General features: G+C 63.5%; 24 protein-coding genes. 12 read left to right on the top strand and 12 right to left on the bottom strand.

Translation table 11 applies throughout. From position 1 onward, the window contains the following. On the bottom strand, nt 1-3,021 hold the full coding sequence (locus Thiosp_RS22530; protein WP_201067634.1) for a Gldg family protein: 3,021 nt from the start codon (nt 3,019-3,021) through the stop codon (nt 1-3). Continuing rightward, nucleotides 3,014-3,994 carry an ABC transporter ATP-binding protein gene (locus Thiosp_RS22525; protein ID WP_201067631.1) on the bottom strand — a complete coding sequence of 327 codons (981 nt, stop codon included), beginning with the start codon at nt 3,992-3,994 and terminating at the stop codon, nt 3,014-3,016. The genes Thiosp_RS22530 and Thiosp_RS22525 overlap by 8 nt, the downstream gene beginning before the upstream one ends. A gap of 263 nt (nt 3,995-4,257) precedes the next feature. Between Thiosp_RS22525 and Thiosp_RS22520 the strand changes: the two genes are divergently transcribed. The 3 genes from Thiosp_RS22520 to Thiosp_RS22510 all read left to right on the top strand — a co-directional run bounded on the left by Thiosp_RS22520 (nt 4,258) and on the right by Thiosp_RS22510 (nt 6,130). Beyond that, entirely contained in the window at nt 4,258-5,370 is a 1,113-nt protein-coding gene (locus Thiosp_RS22520; RefSeq protein ID WP_201067629.1) for an alkene reductase, read from the top strand. Nucleotides 5,371-5,448: 78 nt separating this feature from the next. After that, a complete protein-coding gene (locus tag Thiosp_RS22515; RefSeq protein ID WP_201067628.1) occupies nt 5,449-5,931 on the top strand; it encodes a Crp/Fnr family transcriptional regulator in 483 nt (160 codons plus the stop codon). 64 nt (nt 5,932-5,995) lie between these two features. Further along, entirely contained in the window at nt 5,996-6,130 is a 135-nt protein-coding gene (locus Thiosp_RS22510; protein WP_274607943.1) for a hypothetical protein, read from the top strand. On the opposite strand, the gene Thiosp_RS22505 is transcribed toward Thiosp_RS22510, so the two are convergent. After that, a complete protein-coding gene (locus tag Thiosp_RS22505) occupies nt 6,127-7,263 on the bottom strand; it encodes a cytochrome-c peroxidase (RefSeq protein ID WP_201067626.1) in 1,137 nt (378 codons plus the stop codon). The genes Thiosp_RS22510 and Thiosp_RS22505 overlap by 4 nt on opposite strands. Nucleotides 7,264-7,471: 208 nt before the next feature. Continuing rightward, entirely contained in the window at nt 7,472-7,939 is a 468-nt protein-coding gene (gene lexA / locus Thiosp_RS22500) for a transcriptional repressor LexA (protein WP_201067624.1), read from the bottom strand. A 275-nt stretch (nt 7,940-8,214) separates the two neighbouring features. Here lexA and lysM point away from each other — a divergent pair, with 275 nt between their 5' ends. From lysM to Thiosp_RS22475, 5 genes are all read left to right on the top strand, one after another. Beyond that, nucleotides 8,215-8,667, top strand: a complete 453-nt coding sequence (gene lysM / locus Thiosp_RS22495) for a peptidoglycan-binding protein LysM (protein ID WP_201067622.1) — start codon at nt 8,215-8,217, stop codon at nt 8,665-8,667. 22 nt (nt 8,668-8,689) lie between these two features. Next, the gene (locus Thiosp_RS22490) at nt 8,690-9,886 is read left to right on the top strand and encodes a cell surface protein (protein WP_201067620.1); all 1,197 of its coding nucleotides are present in this window, start codon (nt 8,690-8,692) and stop codon (nt 9,884-9,886) included. Continuing rightward, nucleotides 9,883-10,806: a DUF6384 family protein gene (locus Thiosp_RS22485; protein WP_201067618.1), complete on the top strand. Its 924-nt coding sequence runs from the start codon at nt 9,883-9,885 to the stop codon at nt 10,804-10,806. The genes Thiosp_RS22490 and Thiosp_RS22485 overlap by 4 nt, the downstream gene beginning before the upstream one ends. A 9-nt stretch (nt 10,807-10,815) precedes the next feature. Next, nucleotides 10,816-12,270 carry a coiled-coil domain-containing protein gene (locus Thiosp_RS22480; RefSeq protein WP_201067617.1) on the top strand — a complete coding sequence of 485 codons (1,455 nt, stop codon included), beginning with the start codon at nt 10,816-10,818 and terminating at the stop codon, nt 12,268-12,270. A 142-nt stretch (nt 12,271-12,412) separates the two neighbouring features. Beyond that, entirely contained in the window at nt 12,413-13,483 is a 1,071-nt protein-coding gene (locus Thiosp_RS22475; RefSeq protein WP_201067616.1) for an EAL domain-containing protein, read from the top strand. Nucleotides 13,484-13,582: 99 nt separating this feature from the next. Here the strand turns inward: Thiosp_RS22475 and Thiosp_RS22470 are convergent, their stop codons facing one another. The 5 genes from Thiosp_RS22470 to Thiosp_RS22455 form a co-directional block, all read right to left on the bottom strand. Further along, nucleotides 13,583-13,771, bottom strand: a complete 189-nt coding sequence (locus Thiosp_RS22470; protein WP_201067615.1) for a DUF2283 domain-containing protein — start codon at nt 13,769-13,771, stop codon at nt 13,583-13,585. Nucleotides 13,772-13,782: 11 nt separating this feature from the next. Continuing rightward, a complete protein-coding gene (locus tag Thiosp_RS24875) occupies nt 13,783-14,019 on the bottom strand; it encodes a DUF4258 domain-containing protein (protein ID WP_407702804.1) in 237 nt (78 codons plus the stop codon). Between the two features lie 15 nt (nt 14,020-14,034). Continuing rightward, nucleotides 14,035-14,628, bottom strand: a complete 594-nt coding sequence (rsmD, locus tag Thiosp_RS22465) for a 16S rRNA (guanine(966)-N(2))-methyltransferase RsmD (protein WP_323696714.1) — start codon at nt 14,626-14,628, stop codon at nt 14,035-14,037. 67 nt (nt 14,629-14,695) lie between these two features. After that, nucleotides 14,696-16,162 (bottom strand): M16 family metallopeptidase, encoded by a 1,467-nt coding sequence (locus Thiosp_RS22460; protein WP_201067612.1) that lies wholly within the window; start codon nt 16,160-16,162, stop codon nt 14,696-14,698. Next, entirely contained in the window at nt 16,152-17,639 is a 1,488-nt protein-coding gene (locus Thiosp_RS22455; RefSeq protein WP_201067610.1) for a M16 family metallopeptidase, read from the bottom strand. The genes Thiosp_RS22460 and Thiosp_RS22455 overlap by 11 nt, the downstream gene beginning before the upstream one ends. Before the next feature lie 990 nt (nt 17,640-18,629). Between Thiosp_RS22455 and ftsY the strand changes: the two genes are divergently transcribed. From ftsY to ftsX, 3 genes are all read left to right on the top strand, one after another. Continuing rightward, nucleotides 18,630-19,601 (top strand): signal recognition particle-docking protein FtsY, encoded by a 972-nt coding sequence (ftsY, locus tag Thiosp_RS22450; RefSeq protein WP_323697136.1) that lies wholly within the window; start codon nt 18,630-18,632, stop codon nt 19,599-19,601. Between the two features lie 192 nt (nt 19,602-19,793). Then, on the top strand, nt 19,794-20,462 hold the full coding sequence (gene ftsE / locus Thiosp_RS22445) for a cell division ATP-binding protein FtsE (RefSeq protein WP_201067608.1): 669 nt from the start codon (nt 19,794-19,796) through the stop codon (nt 20,460-20,462). Between the two features lie 7 nt (nt 20,463-20,469). Continuing rightward, nucleotides 20,470-21,432, top strand: coding sequence for a permease-like cell division protein FtsX (ftsX, locus tag Thiosp_RS22440; protein WP_201067650.1), 963 nt, complete (start codon nt 20,470-20,472; stop codon nt 21,430-21,432). Between the two features lie 110 nt (nt 21,433-21,542). Here the strand turns inward: ftsX and Thiosp_RS22435 are convergent, their stop codons facing one another. Then, the gene (locus tag Thiosp_RS22435; RefSeq protein WP_201067606.1) at nt 21,543-21,905 is read right to left on the bottom strand and encodes an FmdB family zinc ribbon protein; all 363 of its coding nucleotides are present in this window, start codon (nt 21,903-21,905) and stop codon (nt 21,543-21,545) included. A 298-nt stretch (nt 21,906-22,203) separates the two neighbouring features. Between Thiosp_RS22435 and Thiosp_RS22430 the strand changes: the two genes are divergently transcribed. Next, a complete protein-coding gene (locus Thiosp_RS22430) occupies nt 22,204-23,058 on the top strand; it encodes an SDR family oxidoreductase (RefSeq protein ID WP_201067604.1) in 855 nt (284 codons plus the stop codon). A 27-nt stretch (nt 23,059-23,085) separates the two neighbouring features. On the opposite strand, the gene Thiosp_RS22425 is transcribed toward Thiosp_RS22430, so the two are convergent. Both Thiosp_RS22425 and argS read right to left on the bottom strand, forming a co-directional pair. Next, a complete protein-coding gene (locus Thiosp_RS22425; protein ID WP_201067601.1) occupies nt 23,086-23,661 on the bottom strand; it encodes an SPOR domain-containing protein in 576 nt (191 codons plus the stop codon). A gap of 185 nt (nt 23,662-23,846) precedes the next feature. Continuing rightward, complete coding sequence (argS, locus tag Thiosp_RS22420; RefSeq protein WP_201067599.1) at nt 23,847-25,727, bottom strand: arginine--tRNA ligase; 1,881 nt, start codon at nt 25,725-25,727, stop codon at nt 23,847-23,849. Nucleotides 25,728-25,734: the final 7 nt, after the last annotated feature.

Here is a 25,734-nt window from a genome sequence, read left to right as displayed (position 1 = left end):
TCATCCCTCCAGAATGGCTGCCTGGGCCTGTTGGTGCCGCCGCCGCAGGATGCGGTGCACGACATACAGCAGCACCAGTCCGCCCAGCGCGAGCAAGTAGTTGAGATATTCCCAGAACATGCGCCCGTCGCGTCCAACCGGCTCGAGTAGCCGGCCGAACTGGCCGCGTCCGCGCAGTGCGAGCAGACCGCGATCCTCCAGCGACCACTCAACCGCGTTCTCGATTAACTCGAGCGGCTTGAGATAACCGCTCTGGGTGGCCTCGGACGCCAGGCTGATGGCGGTGTCGGTCAGGAAGCTGGTCGAGCCGATCAGGATCAGGCGCGCGGCGGCCGGGGAGTGATCGACCACGGCAGAGATGACCGGTGGCGGGGCTGCTATATCGGCGTCTTCTTCGCTGTCGCCGGCGGTGGCGTCGAGCCTGTCATCGTCTCCCAGCGGGGCGTTGTTCTCATCCACTGCATCGGTGTCAGCCTGCGCTGCGTCTTTCGCATCCGTCCCATCCGCGAGCAGCGGTGAGGCTTGACCGGCAAAGGCGGACTTGAACGGACCGTTGACGGCGACGGCAAGCGTCTTGCGGCCGATGTCGTCACCCGTTGGGAAGCCCAGCGGGCCGTAGGCATCAAAATTCGGCTGGATTTCGGTGGACTCGCTGGTCCAGGCATCGGGCGAGCTTTGCAGCAGCACCGCGACACGGTTGCTCAGGTCAGCGGGTGCGATGGGCTGATCTTGGGCGTCGGCTTCGGCTTCCGCGCTCGCGCTCGCACCGATGCGAATCGGCGATGCCCAGTTCATGGTCAGCTGCCCCAGGTTGGCGGTGATGCCGTTGTCGGCCGACAGGCTGTCCCCGCGCAGATCGGGGAAGTAGGGATAGTCGAGCATCTGAATCTCCTCGACCTGGAAACCGCCAAGATCACGCTGCACCGGAATCGGGAAGGGCGTGTTGCGCGCGTCCAGCACCAGGCTGGGCTCCAATTCCAGGCCGATTCCCGCGAGCCAACCCTCAAGCCCGGTGGGCTGCTTGCGCGCGCTGATCTGCCCGCCGCTCAAATCGACATCGAAGGGCGAGGCGGCCATCACGACGGTGCCGCCCTGCATCAGGAACTGATCGACCGCGAAGCGCTGTTTCTCATCGAAGTCCTTGGGGCCGACTACCAATAGCAGGTCAGCGTCGGTCGGCACCTGGCCGTCGGCGAGATCCGTCTGGCGCAGGTTGAAGCTCTGGCGCAGGCTCTCCTGTAATAGCTGGTAACCGGGGCCGGCTGGCACGCCCATGAAGCCACCGCCCGCGGGCTCGGGCGTGTAGAGCGCGATGGTGCGCAGCATGCCGGGGGCAAAGCGCTTGATTCCGGCTTCCAGCGCCCGCTCAAGGCCCGCTTTGTCCAGCTCCTCCGGCAGCGGCACGGGCACGGCGGTTTCGCCCTGCTCCAGCACCAGGGAGAAATAGAAGGGCGTCGGGTCGAGTAGGTCAAGGATCAAGGACGCGATGCCATAGCGCTCGGCGATTTCGTCGGCCAGCGCGGGATCGCTGGCCGGGTCGATCAGCTCGAAGTCAAAACGCTCGCCGCCCTGATCGCTCAGCTCGGCAGCGACCTGCTCCAGATCCGCGCGCACTTCCGGCAGCGGCACGGGCAGACTGGCCGGGTCGGAGACGAAGGCGCGCAGGTGGATGGGCTCGCCATTGGCCTCAGGGACTCCGGCGAACAGGTCGCCGCCGCTCTGGTAGCCGTAGAGCACTTTCTTGATGGCGCGGGTGAGGTCATATTCCGGATTGCGCAGTTGCACGTCCAGGTCCGTCTCGCCGCGCGCCTTCACATCGATCAGGTCGCGGAAGCCGAGCGTGGTGTATTCATCGCCGTATTTGACCAGGATGTCGAAATAGGAATTGACCACCGAGGCTTGATACTTGGTCGCAGTCTGAAAGGCCACCGGCTGGATGCCATATTGCTCACCGGCTTCGCGCTCAAGCTCCGGCGACTCGGCCGGGTCGACAAACTCCACCTGCACCTTGCCTTTGCCGGCGACCTGATACTCGCGCAGCAGATCGCGCAGCTGGGGCACCAGGGGCGCGAGCAACGGATGGGTCTCGGCGCTGAAGTAGCCACGGATCAGCAGCGGCTCCTCGAGTTGGTTCAGGTAATTCTCGGTTGCATCGGAGATGGTGTAGACATGGCCGGCAGTCAGATCGGCGCGCAGAAAGTTGGCCTGCTGCAGCCACAGATTAGCCGCGAGCAGATTGGCGGCCGTGAGACCGACGATCAGGCTCCAGCGGTGATGTGCCGCTGGGCGGTCGGAGTCTGGCGCCCAGCGTAACCGCTCGAGGCTATCGATGGTGAGCGCCATAAAGACGCCGAGAATGCTCAGGTAATAGTAAAGATCGCGCAGATCGATCACCCCGCGGGTGATGGAGGCAAAGCGCGAGCCGCTGCCGAGCAGCCGCAGGATTTCGCCGCCGCTGTGCCCAACCAGGGCGGTCAGCGCCGGGGAGCCGATCAAATAAAAGACGGCACAGATCAGTGCCGTGCCGATCAGCGCGACGATGGGATTATCGGTGCGCGCCGAGACGAACATGCCGATTGCCAGATAAGCGGCGGCCAGCAGCAAGGTCGCCAGATAGGCGCCGAACACCGGCCCCCAGTCGAGCGGCCCGAGGATGGCGACGGTGATAGGCAGCGGCCAGGTCAGCGCCAGCGCTACCGCGACCAAGGCCCATGCCGCCAAAAATTTGCCTAGCACCAGTCGCCAGGTCGGCACCGGCAGGGTGGCCAGCAGCTCCAGGGTGCCCGCGCGGCGCTCCTCGCTCCACAGCCGCATGGTGAGCGCCGCGGCGAGGAAGATCAGCAGCACCGGCATCCAGTCGAACAATGGCCGGGTGTCGGCGATATTGCGGGCGAAAAAGCCCTCGGCCCAAAAGAATACGAACAGACAGGCGGCCAGAAAGGCGCCGATGAACAGATAGGCCACCGGGGAGCCAAAGTAATAAGACAGCTCCTTGCGGACGATGCGCTGGATCTCAGCCATGAGTCACCTCCTGACTGGAAACGGCCTTGAACAGCGCTTCCAGATCATGCCGCTCCGGCTCCAGCCGATACAAAGACCAGCCTTTTTCGTTGATCAGCCGGGCAATGCGTGGCGCCAGCGCGCTGGCATCCGCGGTGCCCAGGGCGTAGCTGTGTTGCCCGCTCGAGTGCCCATCAGTCGCTGTCAACGGTGCGAATCCGGTCACTCCGTCGACCGCAGCCAGCGCTTCACGCGCCGCGCCTTCGGGCTGATCCAGGGTCACCAGCAGCCGTGCCGCGCCAGCCAAGTCGCCGAGCTTGCTGTCCAGCGCCAACTGCCCGGCGCGCATAATCAGCACCCGCTCGCAGATGGCTTCGACCTCCTGCAGGATGTGAGTGGAGATGATGACCGTCGCCTGCTCGGCCAGCTCGCGGATCAGCGCGCGCATGTGGTGGATCTGGGATGGGTCCAGCCCATTGGTCGGCTCATCCAAGATCAGGATATCCGGCTCGTGCAGGATCGCCTGCGCCACGCCCAGGCGTTGGCGATAGCCGCGCGATAGGGTGGCGACCTGCGCCCTGGCTTTGGCCTCGAGCGCGGTGCGCGCGACCGCGCGGCGGATCGCTTTGGCGCGTGCAGCGCCGGAGATGCCATGCAGGGCTGCCTGATAATCCAGGTGATCCAGCACCGTCATGTCCGGGTAAAGCGGGCAGTTCTCAGGCAGATAACCGATGTGGCGCTGCACTTGAATACGCGGGGCTATGCGGGAGCCCTGTTGCGCCTGTCGAGCGGTGGCGGCGATATCCAGCCCCGCGATGCGAATGGTGCCGCGGCTTGGCTCCAGAAACCCGGTCAGCATCTTCATGATGGTCGTCTTGCCAGCCCCGTTGTGGCCGAGCAAGCCGACGATCTCACGGCGACCGATGTCAAACGACACCTGGTCAACCGCCTTGAGCGCGCCATAATGGCGGCTCAGGTCGCGTACTTCGATCATGGCGTCTCTCCTTAGAATTCAATCGGCAGACGGCGCGCGCGTTGGCACCTCGTGCGAAGCGCTGCGCTTCAGCATCCGCCAGGCGGCGCAATTTCTAATGCAGACAGACGCCTCTGGGCAAGCCTCGAACCATGACGATTTGTTAATCTGCCGCGCCCCTCAGCCGATGGGCGATATGATGATGACACTTGGCGTCAGAGATTCTCATCTGACCGGCCATCCGTTTACCATCTGTTGGAGAGCAGGCAGGAGAGAGCAAAAAAATGAAAAATCACCTTGATGACCCGTTGTTTTCCCCGCTCAACGCTGGAGCGCTTGAGCTGCCCAATCGCATCGTTCTCGCGCCCCTGACGCGCTCGCGTGCCGGGCAGCCGGGCAATGTTCCCAGGCAACTGAATGCCGATTACTATGCTCAGCGCGCTGGTGCGGGACTGATCCTGTCGGAAGCGACCAATATCTCCCAGATCGCCACCGGCTATGCACTGACGCCCGGGATTTATACCGACGAGCAAGTCGCCGGCTGGCGTCTGGTGACGGATGCCGTGCATGCCGCCGGCGGGCGCATGCTGCTGCAGCTGTGGCATTGCGGGCGGATGTCGCACGAGTCCCTGCATCCGGGCGAGGCGCCGCGTGCGCCATCGGCCATCCACTGTGATAGTTGCCAAGTGTTCACTGTCGATGCCGAAGGCCGTGGCGGTCTGACACCGGTCTCCCCGCCGCAGGCCATGACCGCGGCTGAGATCAAATCCACCATCGACGACTACGCCCGCGCGGCGCGCAACGCCATGGCGGCCGGCTTTGACGGCGTGCAGGTGCATAGCGCCAATGGCTATCTGCTGCATCAGTTCCTGGCCAGCAACACCAACACCCGTACCGACGGCTATGGTGGCAGCTTGACCAATCGCTGCCGGCTGTTGTTTGAGGTGATGGACGCGGTGCTAGCCGAGGTGCCGGCAGGGCGCGTCAGCGTGCGTCTCTCCCCGCTGTTTGGCCTGAACGGCATGGCCGATGCCAACCCGGCCGAGACCTTCGGCACCGTCGCCGATCATCTCAACCGCCTGGGCATTGCCGTGCTAGAGATTGCCGATACCGATGTCATGGCCGGCGCCGAGCCACGCATGGAGCAGATGCGCGATTTCACCCGTAAGCGTTTCGATGGGGTTCTGATGTTGAATGGAGGTTACACGCCAGAGCGGGCACGCGCGGCCATCTCCGCCGGCGATGGGGATTGCGTGTCCTTTGGGCGGCTGTTCCTGGCGAATCCGGACCTGCCGGATCGAATCAGCCGCAATGGTCCGTACAACGAGCCGAATCAGGCAACTTTCTACGGTGGCGGCGCGGAAGGTTACACGGACTACCCCGGCCTCGCTAGCTGACACAAGCAATGCCGGCTGAAACAGTCCGCGCGCGCAAGCTGCCAAGCAATCTCCGCAACGCTGCCGAGGAAATACACCATGACTGATGATGAAAAAATCCAAGTGCTGTGCGAATCGGTTCTAGGAGCCGAGCTGACCGAGGAAGAAGCCCGCCGCCTCACCGCGCTGATGGGCGAAGTGATGCTCGAACCAGGCGAGACCCTGGTCGCGGAAAACGAGGAGCGACCAACTCTTTTCGTGCTGGCCAGTGGTCGCCTGAATGTCTGCAAGCTGGTTGGCGAGCGTGAGGAAAGCGTCTATGTCATGCGGCCTGGGGAATGCGCCGGCACGCGCGCCTTTGTTGATGGTGCACCCAGGCGCGCGGCCCTGCGCGCTGACAGGCCCGCAGTCGTGCTGACGCTCGAGCCCGAGGCGTTCGACACCCTCGTCGAGCCAGAACCGCGGCTCGCGCATAAGCTCATGCGCGCAATCTTCCGCATCACCCACCGCAACCTGATGCGCATGAACTTAGAAAGTGCCGAAATGCGCAACTATCTGCTGAAAACCGGAGGCCGCTACTGAGCCATACCCTGGTTGCCAAGGTTCATGGTGCGGCACCACTAGGGAGGGTTAAGCTGCTGTTTCGGTGAGTAGAACCCTGGGTCATCGCATACAGGACATGGTGAGTATGGCCAATCAGCTCGACGATCTCGGCGGCATCATTGCTGCCGAGATCGCCATCCCGTGTAGTTGCTGCGGTGTGTCCACCGCCATGAGTTAGAGCCGCGGCTTGGGAGTCTCGGCCGTTTCGACCGGGAGCATGGGATAGTCGACCTTGGGCGGCACTCCGGTCAGGCTGCGCAGGAAGGCGGCGATGGGGGCGATGTCTTCGTCGGTGAGGTCGATACCCAGCTGGGCCGATCCCATCACGGCGATGGCCTCTTGCAGTGACCAGACCTGCCCGGAGTGGAAGTAGGGCGCGGTCAGCGCGATGTTGCGCAGTGGCGCGGCGCGGAAGACATATTCATCGCTCGGCGTGTGGGTCACTGCAAAGCGCCCCTTGTCTCCCGGTGGGCGAATATGCGCGTCCGGCTTGCGGATCAGCCCAAAGGGAAAATACGCCTGTCCGCCGACATTCACGCCGTTGTGGCAGGCAGTGCAGCCCTTGTCGATAAAGCGCGCCACACCCTGCTTGGCCTGTGGGTCGAGCGCGTCATCCTCTCCCTGCAACCAGCGGTCGAAGGGCGCATTCGGCGTGACCAGGGTGGCCTCGTAGGCTTCGATGGCCTTGGCGAGATTGTCGAAGCTGAGCGGCTCGGCAGCGTCTGGAAAGGCGCCGCTAAAACTTTCGATGTACTCAGGCATGCTGCGTAGGGTCGCGACCGCCTGCTCCGGAACGTTGGCCATTTCCACGCCAGCTTGAATCGGGCCTTTGGCCTGGGCTTTCAGGTCCTCGGCGCGGCCATCCCAAAACTGGGCGGTGTTATAGACCGCGTTGTAGACCGTTGGTGCATTGCGCGGCCCGCGCTGCCAGCCATGCCCCACCGATGTGGGCATATTGTCGTCCCCACCGAGCGCCAGGTTGTGGCAGGTGTGGCAACTGATCAGCCCGCTGGCGGACAGACGTGGCTCGAAGAACAGTTGCCGGCCGAGCGTGACACGCTCCGGCGTCAGCGCATTGTCCGTGATCGGCCCCGGACCTTCTGGCAGCGGCTTGAGTCCGGCGGACAGCGCTTTCTTGCGCAGTACCTCATCCGGGCTTGGTTCGGCAGGCGCCGGCTTGGGCGCCGCAGCTTGAGCAGTCGCCGCATCGACCGCAGCGGTTTGCGGCAACGGGCGGGTGGCCGGCCGATCGAACAGCGCGAGCACCACCACGGCCAGCACCAGCAGAGACAGCAAATAGGCAGGTTTCATCAAAATCGAGCTCCAGCGATGGGAAGGAAGACCATCCTATTCTCCCACAACCGCGCTTCGGTGCAGCCCCGGTGTTGCGGCCATGCCCGAGATAGAAGCGCCGGCATTCAGCTTCCACCAGGATATGGCGGGAGTCGGATCGGTAACCCTGCTGCAGGATCGGAGCTTGCTCGGTGAACTCTTGCTGATCCAGAGCGCGGCGATCCGTCTAAAGCGTCAACCGCATCACCCCGGTGACGATACCCAGGATTTCAAGCTCCTCGTGGCGCAGGTAGATGGGTTGCATGTCGGGGTGGGCGGGCTGCAGGCGGATGCCGTCGGCTTCGATGTAGAAGCGCTTGAGGGTGACGTGGTCGCCGTTGATCTGGGCGACCACGGTTTCGCCGTTCTCGGCGCTCTGGCGTTGCTCGACGATGATGATGTCGCCATCCTGGATTTGGTCTTCGGTCATGGAGTGGCCGCGCACGCGCAGGGCATAGCTGGCTTTGCGGGTCATGTGGGCGGGGACGCGGATGGTTTCGCGGTCTTCGAGTGCCTCGATGGGCAGGCCGGCGGCGACGGTGCCGAGAACGGGCAGATCGACGCCTTGCTCGAGCTCTAGGTCCAGGGGCTGTAAGTTGGAGTTCCAGACCGGGGCGGGCTGGCGCTTGGGGATGAGCATGGCGAGTGCGGACATGGTGACCTCCGGCGGTGGCGGGCGGGCGGTAGGTTGCTGGCGCCTCTGAGCGGCGCGGCGAGTGGCGGCGTGGAACGCAACCTTAAGCTTTCCCCTGAGTCTAGTTCATCTATGCGACAGGCGTTGACTCTTGCAGGGGGTGGACATTTCGCCAATGACCCATTGCGCACTCACGCCCGTCATGGAATGCCAGTAAACTGCTGCTGCTGCGGCCGGCTTCCAATTGGAGTGGCCGACCCTATTTTCAGCCACACAATCCAGCGGAGGACAGAGCAATGGGACTTTTCGATTTTGCAAAAAGCGTGGGTAAGAAGGTCTTTGGCAAGGAAGCAGAGGCGAGCGAGAAGATCAAGCAGGAAATCGAGCAGGACAATCCGGGCCTGAGCGGGCTGGACGTCAGCTATGACAATGGCGTGGTCTCGCTGAAGGGCAAGGCGGACAGTCCGGAGGCCATGGAGAAGGCGGTGTTGATGGCCGGAAACATCCAGGGCGTTGCCGAGGTGAAGGTGGACGCGCTTGAGGTGCCAGCGTCGGCGGATGCCGCATCCGCGCCCAAGGTGGAATTTTATCTGATTGAATCCGGCGATACCCTCTCGGCGATCGCCAAGCGTTTTTATGGCGATGCCAACGCCTATGGGCGGATTTTTGAGGCCAACCGGGAGGTGATCAAGAACCCGGATCTGATCTACCCGGGCCAGAAAATTCGCATTCCGCACGACGCGAGCTGACCGGTAATTTGAGGGAAGGATCATGAGTGCCACCCCCATGCAATATCTTGACCGGGCGATGACCCGGCTGCAGGATCTCGGCCTGCTGTCAGAAGAGCGCGACGAGCGGGCGCCCATCATTGCGCTGCTTGGTCAGATTTCCGATCTTGACGAAGCGCGTGTAGCGGCGATCGCGCGCACCCTGAGTCAGGCGTCGCTGTTCAACGACGTGGTGCGCGTGCAAGTGCAGGCCATGGAGATTGGCGAGCGCTATCAGGAGATTACCAGTGCGTTTAACAGCATCCGTGACGATGCTAAAACGATGGTAGATCAGATCGAAGACGGTAAGCTCGATACCTTCGAGCGGCTGGGCAATGTGTGGATGAAAGCCACCCGTGGCGATATTGCGAGCCGCTTCGACAAGATCAAGCAGACCTATCTGGATGTGACCGCCGCGACCAGCGATCAAATCCAGCGCGAGCGCAAGATTCTGGAGGCTTATCAGGATTTTCGCGGAGCGCTGAAGGAGTCCGAGATTCTCGCGCTTGAGGTGCTCAAGACCGCCGAGGGCAGGCTCGATGCCGCCAAGGCGGAGGTCAAGGCGGCCATGGACACGATAGATCATGCTCAAGCAGCTGCGACTGAGAAAAACCAGACCGAGGACCCGGCCGCGCGTGCCAAGCTCGAGCTGGCGCGCGACGAGAAGGTGCGCGCCTTGCAAGGTGAGGAGAAGCGCTATCAGATCGCCAAGGACCTGGCCGACAACCTCACCATCGCCTACAACACCTCCGAGGTGGTGATGGCGCGGCTGCTGCAGACCACCACTGCCAAGGAGCGGGTCTATGCGCAGGCGGTGAGCTTTTTCAGCACCAACGAGGTGGTGCTGACCGCTCTGACGGCCTCTTTCACCGGCATGTTCGGCCTGCACGAAGGCACCCGCACGGTGGAGGCGATGAAGGAAGGCGTCAGTCAGTCGCTCGAAGTGCTCGCCGACATCGGCGGCCAGGTGCAGGAGGCGGCGGTGCGCGCCGGCTACGGACCGACGGTGCGCGCCGATGCGGTGAAAAAGCTGGTCGACTCAGTGGTCGACTGGCAGACCCGCTCGCACGAGATTATCGAGGAGATGCGCGTCCAAAGCACCGCGAATGCCAATGAAATCCGTAACGCCGTGGAAGACGGCAAGCGCAAGCTGGCGCGCTTGGCTGAGCAGGGCAAGGGCCTGGCGGTCGGCCCGGCATGAAGGCCGCGGGCGCCGATAGCGCGGCGAGTGCGCCCGTGGACAAGGCGCCGCTCGACGACGTCATGCTGGCGATGGATGTGGTGGACACCTTGCGCCGTCGTCAGCAGCTGGCCGCGCGCGAGCTCGATACGGCGGGGCGGGAGCAGGACCTGAAAGCACGGCTGCACCGCATCTATCAGGGGCAGGGCATCGAGGTGCCCGAGCACATCCTCGACGAGGGCGTGGCCGCGCTCAAGGAGGACCGCTTCGTCTACCGGCCGCCGCCCGACAGCTGGGCGGTGCGCTTCGCGCGGATTTACGTCAGCCGCGGGCGCTGGGGGGCATGGCTCTTCGGCGCACTGGGCGTGCTCTGCCTTGGCTGGGCACTTTACTATTTCATCCTGGTCGCGCCCGCTGCCGCCCTGCCGGAGCGCATTGCCACGGCTTACGCGGACACCATCGCCTTAGCCGGCACCGAGACTGCGCGAGAGGAAGCCGAGCGTCTGCGCGATGCCGGCCGGTTCGCGGTCGCGGCGGATGACCGCGAGGGCGCGCGTCAGGCGCTGGCCAAGCTGGACGCCATGCAGGCCTTGCTGGCACAGGAATACCAGCTTCGCATCGTCAATCGTCCCGGCGAGCGCACCGGTGTTTGGCGGGTGCCCGACATCAATACCCAGGCGCGCAACTATTACATTGTTGTCGAGGCGATCGACCCTGCCGGTCGGGCGCTTGAGGTGCCGGTCACTAGCGAGGAGACTGGCAAGACACAGACCGTCTCGGCCTGGGGCTTGCGCGTCGATCACCCGACCTTCGAGCGCATCGCCGAAGACAAGCGCGACGACGGCATCATTCAGAACGCCGAGTTTGGTCACAAGCCGCTCGGGGCGCTGCAGCCAGAGTATCGGATGCCGACAACCGGCGGTGCCATAACCAAATGGTAGAGGTCTGACATGATTCCAGGACGGCAAATGCTGGCATCCATCGACCAGAGCCTGGCCGAGCAACGCCGCGCGCTGAACGAGACCGAGACGCGCCTGGAGGCGGCTCAGCGCTCGCTGCTCGAGCTGCAGCAGGCCGATGTCGAGGACTATCGCGCGTTGGCGGCCACCCGTGTCGACCAGTTAAGCCGCGGCGAGCTGGAGCGACATATGGACGCGGCCGAGCAGCAGGTTTTGAATCTGCTACAGGCACGGCAACAGGCCTTGCACCAGCTTGAGGAACGGATTACGGCTGCGGCGCGCCAGCGCGAGCAGCTCGCGGCCGAAGGCGAGATCCAGGCCGAGCGTGTGGAGCAAGCCGCCGACGCTGTCGATGCCGCTGAGGCGCGCACCCAAGCGCGGCTTGATGAAGACCCCGACTACCGTCAGGCGCGCGAACGTGCTACCGAGGCCGAGCGCACCGCCATGCATGCGGCGGAAAAAGCCGACGAAAGTGCCCAGGAGGAAGAAGCCAAGGGTACCTCCTACCGTGCTGATCCGCTCTTTATGTACCTCTGGAAGCGCCGCTATGCCACCACGGAGCAAAAGGGCAACCCGCTGACCCGCTGGCTGGACGCCAAGGTCGCGCGCCTGATTGGTTACGCGGATGCGCGCGCCAATTTTGCCCGCCTGCGCGAAATCCCCCTGCGCCTGCGCGAGCATGCCGAGGCACTTCAGACCGCGGCGGATGCTGCGCTGGAGGCGCTCGAACAGCTTGAGGACGGGGCGCGGCAAGCCGATGGCATCACCGCGCTGGATGCGGAACTGGACAGCGAGCAGAATGCCTTGAGCGCGCTCGATGAAAAAATCGAGACCGCCATGGCCGAGGAGCGCCAGCTCGCTGAGGAGCGCGGGCGCTTTGCCAGCGGAGAGGACGATCACAGCAAACAAGCCATCGCGCACCTAGCCGCCGAGCTCGCGCACGATGATTTAATGGCGCTGCGGCGCGAGGCACTGGCGACGCCTTTCCCGGAGGATGACCGGATTGTCGCGCGTCTGCTCGAACGCGAAGATCAACGTCGTCTGCTCGAGGCCTCGCTGCGTGGGCTGCAGCAGGGCCTTGCACCGCAACGCCAACGCCTCGGCGAGCTGGAAGCTGTGCGTCACGATGTTGTCCGAAAGGGCTATGATCGCCCGGGCTCGAGTTTTCAGGATGGCGACCTCACTCGCACCATGCTCGCCAGCTTCGTCAACGGCCTGCTTGACCGCCAAGGACTTTGGCAGGTGCTGCGCGAACAGCAACGCTATCGCGCGCCGCGCAGCGACTCGGGCTCGGGATCGGGCTTAGGCGGTTTTGGGCGCAGTTCGCACTGGGGTGGCGGGTTCAATCCGGCCGGCAGAGCACGCGGGTCGGGTTCTTCCCGGCGGCCGGCACGACAACGCAGCGGCGGTGGCGGCAGCGGCTTTCGCACTGGCGGCGGTTTTTAATCTAGCCGTGCACATGCAATCTCCTGCTCCAATCGCTATCCTGTCGCACCGGGGTGGTGTTCGCGTCCTGCAATCAGGCCGCGACCCCACGGAGCGATAGCGCGGCGCCCGCGCTTTTCTTTAGTTTTCATGGGGTGTGCACATGTCATGTCGCGGTTGTGAACAAATTCCGCTGCTGCCGACGGAAGCCGGGTCTTTTTGGCTTGCGCCACCGCTCGAACATTCCCGTGCAAAGCTGCTGACGGCACTGGCCGCGGCTGGCTGGCAACATGATAGCAACAGCGACGACCTGATCCGGATTGCAACCGGCGGCGGGCAGCTGCCCGCGCTGCTGGAGCAATTAGCTGCCTGGCTTAGCCAGACCGAGCTGGCGCGCACTAAGGCGCTGTTCGCGGCGGATGGCGTGCAGCCTGGGGTCGGGCTGCTCGCGTCGGTCGAGCCGCTGTCGCATTGGATCGGCTTGGTGCGCGGGCAATGGCTGAGCGGAATGCTGGAAGCCGGGCGCATGACCATGCATTTTCAGCCCATTGTGCATGCGCGTGAGCCGGACCGCGCCTATGCGCATGAGTGTCTGCTGCGAGGTCTGGACGACGAGGGAAACATCGTCTCTCCCGGCACGCTGTTCGATGCCGCGCGCGCGGCCGACATGCTGTTCCATCTCGACCGCGCGGCGCGGCTGCAGGCGATCGAAGACGCCTGGCGCCTGGGCATCGAGACGCCGATTTTCATCAATTTCACGCCGACCTCCATTTACGACCCGGCCTTCTGCCTGCGCACCACCATCGCCGCGGCGCGCAAGACAGGCTGGGCGCCCGAGCGTTTTGTCTTTGAGGTGATCGAGACCGAAGAGCTGGCCGACACCCGCGACCTGGTTGGCATTTTGGCCGAGTATCGCGCAGCGGGCTTTCGTGTGGCGCTCGATGATCTCGGCGCCGGTTACGGCTCCCTGACTCTGCTCGAGCGGCTGCGCCCCGATATCGTCAAGCTCGACCGGGACCTGATTACAGGCATCGACAGCACGGTATCCAAGCAGGCCATTGTCTCTAACCTCGTGGCCATGGCAAAGGAATTGGGCATCGCCATTGTCGGCGAGGGCATCGAGACCCGCGCCGAGTGGGAGTGGCTGCGCGAGGCTGGAGTCGACTACCTGCAGGGTTTTCTGTTCGCGCGACCGGGCCATCCGCCGCCACAGCCACAGGTGCCGGCGGATTAATGATGTCGCGCGCCTCCCAAGCGAGGGTGCGGGCTGAAGGATCCAGAACTGGATGGACCGGCGATAGTTACGGGGGAAGGCGGTAAACCTGGCAACGTTTTAAGCGACTTCCTTTAAAGTTGCTGAACTTGCACGTTTGCTGACTGCGATAACCTCTAGGCCAACCAGATGGCCTTCGTCGTCGTAGTCACCGAAAATGCCAGGCTCGAGTTCCTTCGTTTCCGCAACATCTGATGTGGCGATTTCGAAGTAAGCAGCATCAGCCTCAGGGTCATATTCAAGTTTCATCGAGTTCTCCGCTAAGAGTCGAAGAACGCCGTCACAATTCGGACAGGCTCTTGTGCTTCATTGTAGATGACACGGAGGGAACGAAACTCCTTTTCCGGAACTGAGTAGATCGCGTGAATGAGAGATGGATCCAAGTCGTCAATCTCGATGCGCTCTGGATTGGTGATTGCCCGCTCAATCAGTTCCAGAGAAATCTGTCTTCTGCGACAACGTTTTTTTGCATGCTCCGTCAGGACGAAGTTGACCATAAGCATACAGGCGGGCTAACTTTTTGTGTTCGCAATTGCCAGCCCAAAGCGCACCTGCCCGGCGGTTTTTTCTCGCAACCACTCCCAGCCTGACGGCAGATCGGGTAGCGGCTCGCGCGCGTCGGTTTCAACATAGACCCGGGCAGTTGAAGTCAGCCAAGGACGAACGCTGAGCTGCTCCAGGGTGGCGGGGAGCAGGTGCTCTGCGAACGGTGGGTCGAGAAAGACGATATCAAAAGGGGTTGGCTCGGCGCTGGCCAGCCACCGCAGGCTGTCGGCCTCTCGGATGTCGAGCCCATCGGCTGAGAGCAGGCGGGCATTGGCGCTGAGTTGGTGCGCGACTCTGGCGTTGCGCTCGAGCATCACGACCTGCCCGGCACCGCGCGATAGAGCCTCGAACCCTAACGCGCCGCTGCCAGCGAAGACATCCAGACAGCGGCTGCCGGTGATGATGGGCGCCAGCCAGTTGAAAAGGGTCTCGCGAATGCGGTCGCCGGTTGGTCGCAGACCGGGTTGATCCAGAATGGGCAGTCGGCGGCCGCGAAAGCGACCGCCGATCAGCCTCAGCTGGCGCTGATGTGAGCGGCGCGGTGAGTGTGAATCTGCCACCCGATGCGACTTGGAGCGCGCTTTAGGATCTGATCTGGTATCCGATCCGCCACGCGGGCCTTTCCGGCTAGATGTCGCCAGCGTTTGCTCCGGTGTCAGGTGTTGATGTCTGCTCGCCGCTCTCGTCTTCCATTGGTTCCTCGGCCGCGGCGACCGGCTGCCCCACCATCACGATCTGCAGTTTGTCGGGATGCACGCGACGCGCAAAGGCATCCTGGATCTGCTCCCGTGTCACGGCGCGGATGCGGTCGGTGAGGCGGTCGAGGTAATCCAGTGGCAGGTCGTAGAAACCAATCACGGCCAGATAGGACACAATCTTACTATTGCTGGCGATGCGCAGCGGGAAGCCGCCGGTGATGTTTTTAACCGCGTCGTCCAGTTCCTTCTCGCTCGGGCCCTGCGCAATGAACTGCCGCAGGGTCTCAAGCAGCACCTCGCACGCTTGTTCCGCTTGGACATTCTTGGTCTGCAGACCAAGCATGAAAGGCCCACGCTGCGCGAGCGGCAGGAAGTAGCTATAAACGCTGTACGACAGACCGCGTTTCTCGCGCACCTGCTCCATCAGCAAGGACACCAGGCCACTGCCGCCGAGGATGTGGTTGCCGACGTAAAGTGGAAAATAGTCCGGATCGCCGCGCTTCATGCCAGGCGCACCGGCGTAAAGATGCGTCTGGCTGGACGGAAAGTCGATGGTCTGGGTATCGCCATGATCGAGCCCCGCGACCGGCGGCAGATGCGGCGGCGCTTCGCCTTTTGGCAAGCCGGCGCTGATCGCCTTGGCGATGCGTTCGGCCCGCGCCCGGTCGATGGCGCCCACCATGGCAATGGTCGCACCGCTGGCGCGGTAATAATCCTGGTGGAAGCGCTGGAAGTCCTCCGGTGCGAGCTGGGCGACGCTTTCGGCGGTGCCGGATGGGTCGCTGGCGTAGGGATGGTCGCGAAAGACCGCGCGATAAAATGCCTTGCGCCCGACCGTCCCTGGGTCCTGCTCGGCTTGTCGCAGCGCGGTCAGACGGTTGCGCTTGACTCGCTCGACATCCTCGGTTTCGAAGCGCGGTGTGCTCAGAACGGTTGTCAGGGTCTCGATCGCGGTGTTCAGCGCAGGCTCGTCGGTCAGGGTGCGCAGGCTCACGGTCGTCATGTCGCGCTCTGTGCTGGCGCTGAGCTGGGCGCCGATGGACTCGACCCGCTCGGCAATGGCGTCGGCATCCCAATCGCCCGCACCCTGTGTCAGCAGGCCCGCGCTCAAAGAGGCGATGCCGGGGCGTTCGCCATCGCGCGCGCTGCCCGCGTCGAGGGCGACGCGAATGTCGAGCATCGGCAGGTCGGGTGCCTCGACGAACAGTACCTTGGCACCCTGATCGGTCATCCAATGCTGGATTTCCGGCCCGGCCAAGGCGCTATGACTGACCAGTAGCGCCGAGAGAACCAACAATGGCAACGGCAATGGCAATGGCAGGCCTGCCAGCAGGGTCGATCGCCGCCTTTGCCGCGCGTTGCCGCCGAGCCGAGAGTCAGTGACTTTAGCGAACATGCTGATAACCTCCGACGGCTGTGGCAGCCGATGCCTGTTGTGCCGCCTCGTCAATTGGCTGAGGCTCCAGCACGGCGCGGGTGCGGTTCTCGGGCTGGATGTATTTCTGGGCGACGGCCTGGATCTGCTCAGGCGTCACCGCGGCGAGATGCCTCACATAGTCATCGGCGAGCTGCCAGCCGAGCCCGACGGTCTCGAGCTGTCCGAGTAGCATGGCCTGATAGAAGACTGAGTCCTGCTCATAGATCTTGCCGGCAATCAGCCCGTTGCGGATGCGCTCGAGCTCCGCGTCCGTGACCGGTTCTTCGCGCAACTGCTCAATCTCTGCGAGCATCGCCTGCTCGAGCTCGGCGATGGTTTTGCCCTTGGCCGGTGTGCCGTCGAACAGCAGCATGCCAGACAAGCGGCTGAACGCGCTGTAACTGGCATCGACAGCGGCAGCTACCTGCTGCCCGCGCACCAGGTTGCGACTGAAGCGCGAGCTGGCACCGTCGTCGATCACCGCGGCCAGCATTTCCAGCGCATAGGCTTCCCAGGCCTGGTCGCTGCTAGGGTCGAGATCACGCAGCGCCGGCGTCTTGTAGCCGAACAACAGGTAAGGTTCCTTGGCCGGTGCCTCCACCGTGAGCGACTTGGTGCCAAGTTGCTCGGGCTCGGTGCGCGGCTTGGGCGTGCTGATGGCTTCCGCCTGCAGCGGGCCGAAGTGCTTTTCGGCCAGGGCGAAGACCGCATCGGGCTCGACATCGCCTACCACCACCAGGGTGGCATTGTTGGGTGCATACCAGCGCCGGTACCAGGCCCGCAGATCTTCCACCTGCACAGATTCGAGATCACTGGCCCAGCCGATCACCGGAATGCGGTAGGGCGAGGCCTCGTAGGCAGCGGCGTTGAAGCGCTCAAAGGTCAGAGATTCAGGATCATCGTCGGTGCGCAGGCGGCGCTCCTCCTTGACCACTTCCAGTTCCTTGGCGAACTCCTCCGCCGGCAGCGCGAGCCGGCGCATGCGCTCGGCCTCCAGCTCGAACGAGATTTCCAGCCGGTCGTCGGCGAGCGTTTGGAAATAGGCGGTGTAGTCGCGTCCCGTGAAGGCATTCTCATCACCGCCATTGGCCGCGATGATGCGCGAGAATTCACCCGGCGCCAGGTTCTCGGTGCCTTTGAACATCATATGCTCAAGCAGGTGGGAGATGCCGGTGATGCCGCCATGCTCGAAGCTTGAGCCGACCTTGTACCAGACCTGGGAGGTGACGATGGGCGCGCGATGATCCGGTTTGACCAGGACCTTGAGCCCATTGTCCAGCACTTTCTCCAACACCTTGGGCTCCAACACCTGGGGCTGTGATGCCGGGGCCGACTCAGCTGCTGTGGCCGTCGGCTTGACCTCAGGCAGATTGTCCGTTGGCACTGGGCTTGCCAGGACGCCGAACGATAGCGAACTGGCGAGCAGCGCAAGCACGGGGTATCCGGGGTAACGCATTAAAATCCTCATGGCACTCCGATGAAGCTCTTTGTCGGTAGTAAGGGGAAGCACGAAATGGTCGCTCGAATGTGGGCGGACTATTGGGGCGGGAGCAGGAAAACTCCAGCATAGGGAAAAGCTGGGCTTGAAACGAAGTCCGAACTGGGCTCGAACAACTGGGCTGGAACAAGTGCTCCGTGAGTCGATTGGACAACTGGAGCAGGCATCTGGCAGAACTCGCGCGGCACCTTCTGCTAGCATACCGGAGCATTGGATACAGTGCCTGGAACCGGTGCGCGGGCGAGAAGACGCGAACCGCTTCCAGGGCCAACCTCAGGTTGCAGGAAATCGTCGCAAGCCATGTTTGGATTTGGGAAAAAGAAACAGAAGTCGGATCAATCCGCGTCTGATCAAGCAGCGCATGAATCCGCGTTGCAAGCGGCCGCCGAGGCCCGAGCCCAGGCTGTCACTGATCAAGACATCCGTTCCAGTCGCGATATGGGGCGCCCAAGCAATGTTGTCTTGCCCGTGCCGCCTCCCGCCCAGGCGGAATCTACCAAGCATGAGGCTCTAGTCGCCACCCGGGCGGCGCCGGTCACCTCGACTCCCGAACCCAATCGCCAAGCAACTGCCGAACCGGCTGGCGAGCCCGTTGGGGAGCCAGCTGGGGAGAAGGGTAAGCCGGAGGCTAAAGGCGGCAAGAAGGGCGGTTTTTTTGCCCGCTTGCGCGGCCGTGGCGACGAAATGTCGGAGCATGAGCCAGGGCCAGAATCGGAGTCGGAGCCAGCGCGCTCCAAAGTGGCAGGGCAGCGCCAAGCGCCAGTTCCGCCCAAGGCGCCCGAGCCAAAGGCACCCGAGCCCAAAGCATCTGAGCAGGCAGTGCCTGCTGCACCGTCTGCGACGTCCAAGCCCGAGCGCAGGACCAAGTTGGCAACCGGCTCAGGGACCGAAGTCGCGACGGAGCCTGAGTCCAAGCCTGAAGCGGAATCGGCAGCCACGCGCGCCAGCCTGCTTGGCGCCGCCAAGGCAGAGGCTGAAGCCGCGGCGGCAGCCGACCAACGCCGCGGCATGTTCGCGCGGCTTAAGACCGGACTCAACCGCACTCGCGCGATCCTCAATGCCGATATCGGCGACTTGGTCAGCGGTCGCAAGGAGATCGACGAGGACCTGCTCGAGGAACTCGAAACCCTGCTGCTCACAGCGGATGTCGGCGTGCCTGCCACCACCCGCATCATCGACGATCTGTCTGGGCGCGTGCGCCGCCATGAGTTGTCCAAGCCATCGGCCTTGGTCGAGGCCCTGCGTGCCGAACTCGATGCAATCCTGAGCGCGAGTGCCGCGCCCGTGCGACAGCCCGCGTCCGGCCGTCCGCAGGTGATTTTGATGGTCGGCGTCAATGGCGTCGGCAAGACCACCACCATCGGCAAGTTAGCCAAGCAGCTGCAGGCTGAGGGCAATTCCATCATGCTGGCCGCCGGCGACACCTTCCGCGCCGCGGCGGTCGAGCAGTTGCAGACCTGGGGCGAGCGCAACCAGGTGCCGGTGATCAGCCAGGGTAAGGGCGCGGATTCGGCATCGGTCATTTTCGATGCCCTACAGGCTGCCACCGCGCGTGGCATCGACGTGCTCATTGCCGACACCGCCGGGCGTCTGCATACCAAGAGCAACCTGATGGAAGAGCTCAAGAAAATCGCTCGAGTCATGCAGAAGATCGACCCCGATGCCCCGCATGAAGTCATGCTGGTGGTGGATGCCACCACCGGGCAAAACGCGCTGCATCAGGCGCAGGAGTTTCATCGCGCCATCCCGCTGACCGGCATTGCCCTGACCAAGCTCGATGGCACCGCCAAGGGCGGGATTCTGTTTGCGTTGGCTGATCAACTGCACATCCCGATTCGCTTCATTGGCGTGGGCGAGCAGATCGATGATCTGCGCTACTTCGAGCCGAACGAATTCCTCGATGCGCTCTTGTCGCCCTGAGATGCGTCGGTGCTGTGACCGGCGGCCAGTGGCTATTGCATGTGGTGATGAGTTGATGAGACGTCTTACCCAAAAACGCGAAGCACAAACCCTCTTGCGGCCTGTCTCGGGCGCAAGCACAGGTGCTTGCGCGCGGGGAATGCGACCCCGGTGGACCCAACTCTGGCAGACGCAACTCTGGGGAACGCGACCATGATCCGCTTCGAGCGTGTGTGGAAGCGGTTCCCGGAGCGCGGCGATGCGCTCAAGGATTTGAGCTTTGAGTTGGCCAGCGGCGAGATGGCCTTTCTGACCGGGCATTCCGGTGCCGGTAAGAGCACCCTGCTGCGCCTGATTGGCTTGCTGGATCGCCCAAGCCGAGGTCAGGTGCTAGTCAATCGGGAGAATATCGGTGATCTGCCGGCGCGCAGGATTCCGCACTTTCGCCGCCAGATCGGCATGATTTTCCAGGATCACCGGCTGCTGTCTAATCGCACGGTGTTTGACAACGTTGCGCTGCCGTTGATCGTGGCCGGTATGACCCGCATGGAAATCGGCAAGCGCGTGCGCGCGGCGCTGGATCAGGTCGGCCTGTTGCGCTTCGAACGCGCCTTGCCTATCACCCTCTCCGGCGGTGAGCAGCAGCGTGTCGGCATCGCGCGTGCCGTGGTGGCGCGCCCGCCGGTCATCCTGGCCGACGAGCCCACTGGTAACCTTGACCCGGAATTGTCGCGGGAGATTTTCGGTCTGTTCGAGCGCTTTCATGATGTTGGTGTAACCCTGCTGATCGCCACCCACAACATCGATATCGTCAGCTTCATGCAACACCGGATCATCCGCTTACGCGACGGACGCCTGGATGCGGACAGCGGTGGCTGGTAAAGCGCGCATGAAAGGTCGCTCGCGCCGTCATCAACGCCCGTTCTCCGCTCGCTTCGAGGCCTGGATGGCGCATCATCGCGACAATGCGGTGACGACCTTGCGGCGCCTGTTGGGCGCGCCTTTCGCAACCGGCATGACGGTGGCGGCCATGGCGGTGGCCCTGATGCTGCCGGCCTCGCTCTTTGTGCTGACAGAAAATCTCAAGGCCCTTGGTGGTTACTGGGAAGGCTCAGCGGCGATTTCGGTGTTTCTCGAGTCCAGTGTGGACGAGTCTGCCGCCGAGGAGTTCGCACGGCGCTGGCAGGCGCGTAGTGATATCGTCCGCGCGCAGGTGATTTCGCGCGAGCAGGGGTTGGCTGAGTTTCGTGAATACAGCGGCTTGGGAGCCGCCTTGGATCAGCTAAGCGAGAACCCGCTGCCGGTGGTGATTTCGGTATTTCCGGCACCGCATTTGACGGGCGTGAAGCAACTGACGCAGCTGCTTGATGGCCTTGAGCAGCTTGATGATGTCAATTTCACGCGCCTGGATACCGAGTGGGCGCGGCGCCTGCAGGCGCTGGTGGAGCTGCTTGAACGCGCGCTCGGGCTGCTCAGCCTGGCGCTGGCGCTAGGCGTACTGCTGGTGGTGGGCAACACCATCCGCCTGGAGATCGAAAACCGCCGCGATGAAATCGACGTCATGCACCTGGTGGGGGCGACCACCGGCTTTATTCGGCGGCCCTTTCTCTACAGCGGCGCCTGGTACGGCCTGCTCAGCGGTGTGATGGCCTGGGTGATGGTGTGGCTCACCGTGGCGGCGATGCAACTGCCGGCGGATCAGCTCGCGGCGAGCTATCAGAGTGTCTTTCACCTGCGCGCGCTTGGCCCGCTGCCATCCCTGGCCCTGATTGGCGGCGGCACCGCGCTAGGCATATTCGGGAGCTGGATCGCGGTCGGTCGCCATCTCGGCGCGATGCGGCCTGAATCCTGATCGCCGCCTGGGGCCGCTGTTGTGCGAAGCGCCCCGCGGGCGCTTCCAGTGCTGGAGAGATCCGCTGGATGGCGTTGCGAGGCGCGTGCCAAAGAGAGGGGGAGTGGGCTTCAGGCGGCCTTGCTGTTGCTCGCCGGCTTGCTGGTGCTGGAGGACTTGCCCGAATCGCTCGCGGCGGTCTTCTTAGTGCTGTCGGCCGTGGTGGCCGGCTTGCCGTCCCCTTTCTTCTTATCGCCAGAGGAGGCTTTGTCTCCGGGCTTATCGCCTGAATCATGCACGTTTTTGCGACCGTCCTTTTTGAAATCGGTCTCGTACCAACCAGAGCCTTTCAGGCGAAAAGCGGCAGCCGAGATTTTCTTCTTCAGTGTCGGTGCCCCGCATTCCGGGCAGTCGGTCAGCGGCGCGTCGCTGATCTTCTGCAACGCGTCCATCTCATGACCGCAGGCTTGGCACTGATACTCGTAAATGGGCATGGTCGGGTCCTCGCTTTAACGCAATGTTTAACCCGCGCAATATGGGGTTGTTCTGCGCCAGAAGCAAGCGGGTGCGATAAAAAATTTTTAATCCAAATTAGGCCCCAATTCTGGGCCGGCTCGGACCAGCACCGCGCGGCCTGTATTGGCCGAGGTTCTGGCCGAGGTTCTGGCCGAGGTTCTGGTTGCGGATGACGGCGGCTGCCGCTCCCGCAGTTAAGCGCCTGCAAGCCTTGCCGGATGCGCTCAGGACCAAGAGGCATCAGGGCGCACCGGTGCCAGCACGGAGGTTAAATGCATGAAAGAGATCGAGCCACGCCGCATTCTGATTACCGGCTGCTCCAGTGGCATCGGGCGGGTTTGCGCGCTCGGGCTCGCGCGGCGCGGCCATCAGGTCATCGCCAGCGTGCGCAACATTGCGGACGTCCAAGCGTTGGAGCAGGCGGGGCTTGCCGCCGTGCGGCTTGATCTCGCCGATGGCACGAGCATTGCCAACGGGTTGGAGGCAGCGCTCGCGCTAACCGGCGGCCGCCTGGATGCGCTATTCAATAACGGCGCCTTCGGCTTGCCCGGCGCGGTAGAGGACCTGACACCCGAGGCGCTGCGCGCCCAGTTCGAGACCAATCTGTTCGGTTGGCACGATCTCACCCGACGCATCATTCCCTTGATGCGCGCCCAGGGCAGCGGCCGCATCATTCAGAACAGTTCGGTGCTCGGTCTGGTAGCCCTGCCATTTCGCGGTGCCTATGTGGCGAGCAAGTTCGCGCTTGAGGGACTCACTGACACCTTGCGGCTGGAGCTTGCGGGCAGCGGCATCAAGGTCATTCTGATCGAGCCCGGTCCGATCGAGAGCCGCTTTCGTGGCAACGCGCGAACCGCCTTTGAGCGGTATGTCGATCCCACAGGGAGTCCGCACGAGGAGGCCTATCGCCGCATGGCGGAGCGCCTAGAGCAGGAAGGCGCGGTGCAGCCCTTCACTTTGCCGGCCGAGGCGGTGCTGAAAAAACTCATTCTCGCGCTCGAGCACCCGCGGCCGAAACCCCGTTACGCCGTGACGCTACCAACCCATCTGCTGGGTGTCTTGCGGCGCTTGTTGCCGACCTCAGCCCTGGACGCTCTGTTGCGTAAGGTCAGTCGCGGCGGTCGGGGGTGACCAGAGCGGGGTTGCCGATGTAACCGGCTAATCGGCCCGAATGGCCATGCTGCTGACGCCCTGCGCCTGGAGCTTTTTGCCCAGGGCGTCGGCGCCGGCTTTGTCGAAGGTGCTGGTTCGCAGTCGGTAGGTTTTTGCACCGCCGACGTCGGCGGCGACGATGTTCACGCTGAGCCCTTGCAGGGCCAGCTCAGCCTTGCGCCGCTCGGCATCCGCGCGATCGCGGAAGGAGCCGAGTTGTAGCTGGTATTTCGCGGCTGCGGCCGGCGGGGGTGTCGAGGCGGGCTTGGGCGCGGTTGACGCCGCCTTCTCGGCAGGTTTGGGTGTCGGGCGCGGTGCTTGTGGGGCCGCGGCCTCCTCAACCGGCACCAGGACTTCTTCTTGCGGCAGCGTCTCAAAAAAGTCGAACGTTGGTTTCGGTTTCGGCGCCTCGGCCACCGGCGCTTGGGTGGCGGGCTGTGGAATCCTGGCGTCCCGCATCCAGGCGAGCCCCATGCCGAAGGCGCCGACCAGGGCGCCGAGCAGGAACCAGAAGGCACCGGTGCTCTGTGGGCGGTCGCGCTTGCGCGATGATGGACTGCTTCTTGTCGTGGTTCTCGCCATAATCCAAATCCAGACGGGGCGTTGGGGTTGACAAAGGAATTGCAGGTGTTTCGGCTTGTTTTGAGCCGGATGGCAGTCGCGGGGGACGCCGTGAATACTTCCCTGTAGGCTTTCCAGCGGCGTCCTGCCGCTGAAAACCCCCGCGCCCGCCATCCGGCCCAAAACCGAGAGCTAAGTTGTGATGACTACATCGCCTCAGGCGCCGAAACGCCGATCAGCCCGAGGCCGTTGCGCAGCACCTGGCGGATCGCCAGAATCAGCGCACCGCGCGCTTCGCGCAAGTCGGCATCCTCGACGATGAATTGATGCGCGTTGTAGTAAGCGTGAAAGTCGGTCGCGAGCTCGCGCAGATAATGCGTGAGCTGATGCGGCTCGGACTCGAGTGCTGCGGCCAAAACGACCTCCGGGTAGCGCGACAGGGTGCGCAGCAGGCTTTGCTCGTGCGGCTCTGTCAAGCGCGCGAGCTGACTGATGCCTTGCTGACCGGGGCTTTCTGCGTTGTTGGCTCCACTATCGGCCGGGTCACTCGCCACGCCCCTGGCCATCGCAGCCGTGCCCTCGATTGCTAGTCCTTTGTCTGCCGCCTGGCGCAGCACGCTCTCGATGCGGGCATGAGCATACTGCACATAGTAGACCGGATTGTCGTTGCTTTGGCTCTTGGCGAGATCCAGGTCAAAGTCTAGATGTTGCTCACACCGGCGCATGATGTAGAAAAAGCGCGCCGCGTCCTTGCCAACCTCCTTGCGCAGCTCGCGCAGGGTGACGAACTGGCCCGAACGGGTGGACATCTGTACCTTCTGTCCGCCGCGGTAAAGGATGGCGAACTGCACCAGCAGCACATCCAGCCGGCCCGGATCATCACCGAGCGCCTGCAGGGCCGCTTTAACGCGCGGCACATAGCCGTGGTGATCGGCGCCCCAGATGTCGAATACCCGGTTGAAGCCGCGCTCGAGCTTGTCGGCATGGTAGGCGATGTCGGAGGCAAAGTAGGTGCTCTGGCCGTTCTCGCGCACCAGCACCCGGTCTTTCTCATCGCCAAAGTCGCTGGAGCGAAACCAAAGCGCGCCCTCACGTTCATACACATGTCCTGCGGCGCGCAGCCGTTCGATGGCCTTGGTCACCACGCCGCTCTCGGCCAGGGTGCGCTCGGAATACCATTCCTGATACTCCACGCCAAACTGGGCGAGATCGTCGCGGATGTCATCGAGAATGCTGTTCAGCCCCAGCTCGAACACCAGTCGGTAGCGGTTATCGCCCAGCAGTTGCTGGGCGCGCGCGATCAGCGCGTCGATATGGGCCTCCTTGTCGCCGCACGGGGCCGCAGGCAGCGGCTCGCCCGCTTCGCTTAGCTCATCGGCGCTTGGCGCATCCTCGGGTATCCCTTCAAAGACCGCGTTGGCCTCCTGGCGATAGGCATCGCCATGCTCGCGATGCAAGGATGCCGCGATGTCCCAGACATAGTCGCCACGGTAGCCGTTGGCCGGAAAGCGCAATTCCTCGCCGCACAGCTCCAGATAGCGCAGCCATACCGAGGTGGCCAGGATGTCCATCTGCCGGCCGGCGTCATTGACATAGTATTCCCGATGCACCTTATAGCCGACTGCTTCGAGCAGGTTGGCCACCACGGCGCCATAGGCCGCGCCGCGCCCGTGCCCGACATGCAGCGGCCCGGTCGGATTGGCTGAGACGAACTCCACCTGCACCCGCTCATCGCTGCCCTGGTCGCTGCGGCCATAGGCGGGGCCGGCGCCAAGGATGTCCGGGATCAGGCTCAGGTAAGCAGTCTCTGCGAGGAAGAAATTAATAAAGCCAGGTCCAGCGATCTCAACGCGCGCGATCAGCCCCGACTCCGGCAGCTGCTCCACCAGCCGGGTGGCCAGATCGCGCGGCTTACAGCGCGCCGCCTTGGCCAACACCATGGCGGCATTGGTGGCGAAATCGCCATGCGCGGGATCGCGGGTGCGGTCGACCTGGATGCGGCCGGACGGAGCGGCAGGGTCGAGACCATCCGCTGCCGCGATCGCGGTCCAGGCTTGTTTGACCTGTTGGAGGAGTGCTTGCTTCATGCGTGTG

Origin of the sequence: Thiorhodovibrio litoralis (genome assembly GCF_033954455.1) — a bacterium.
Lineage (GTDB): Bacteria > Pseudomonadota > Gammaproteobacteria > Chromatiales > Chromatiaceae > Thiorhodovibrio > Thiorhodovibrio litoralis.
The sequence above is the reverse complement of the archived record's forward strand: the minus strand, read 5'-3'. Positions and strand labels throughout refer to the sequence as shown.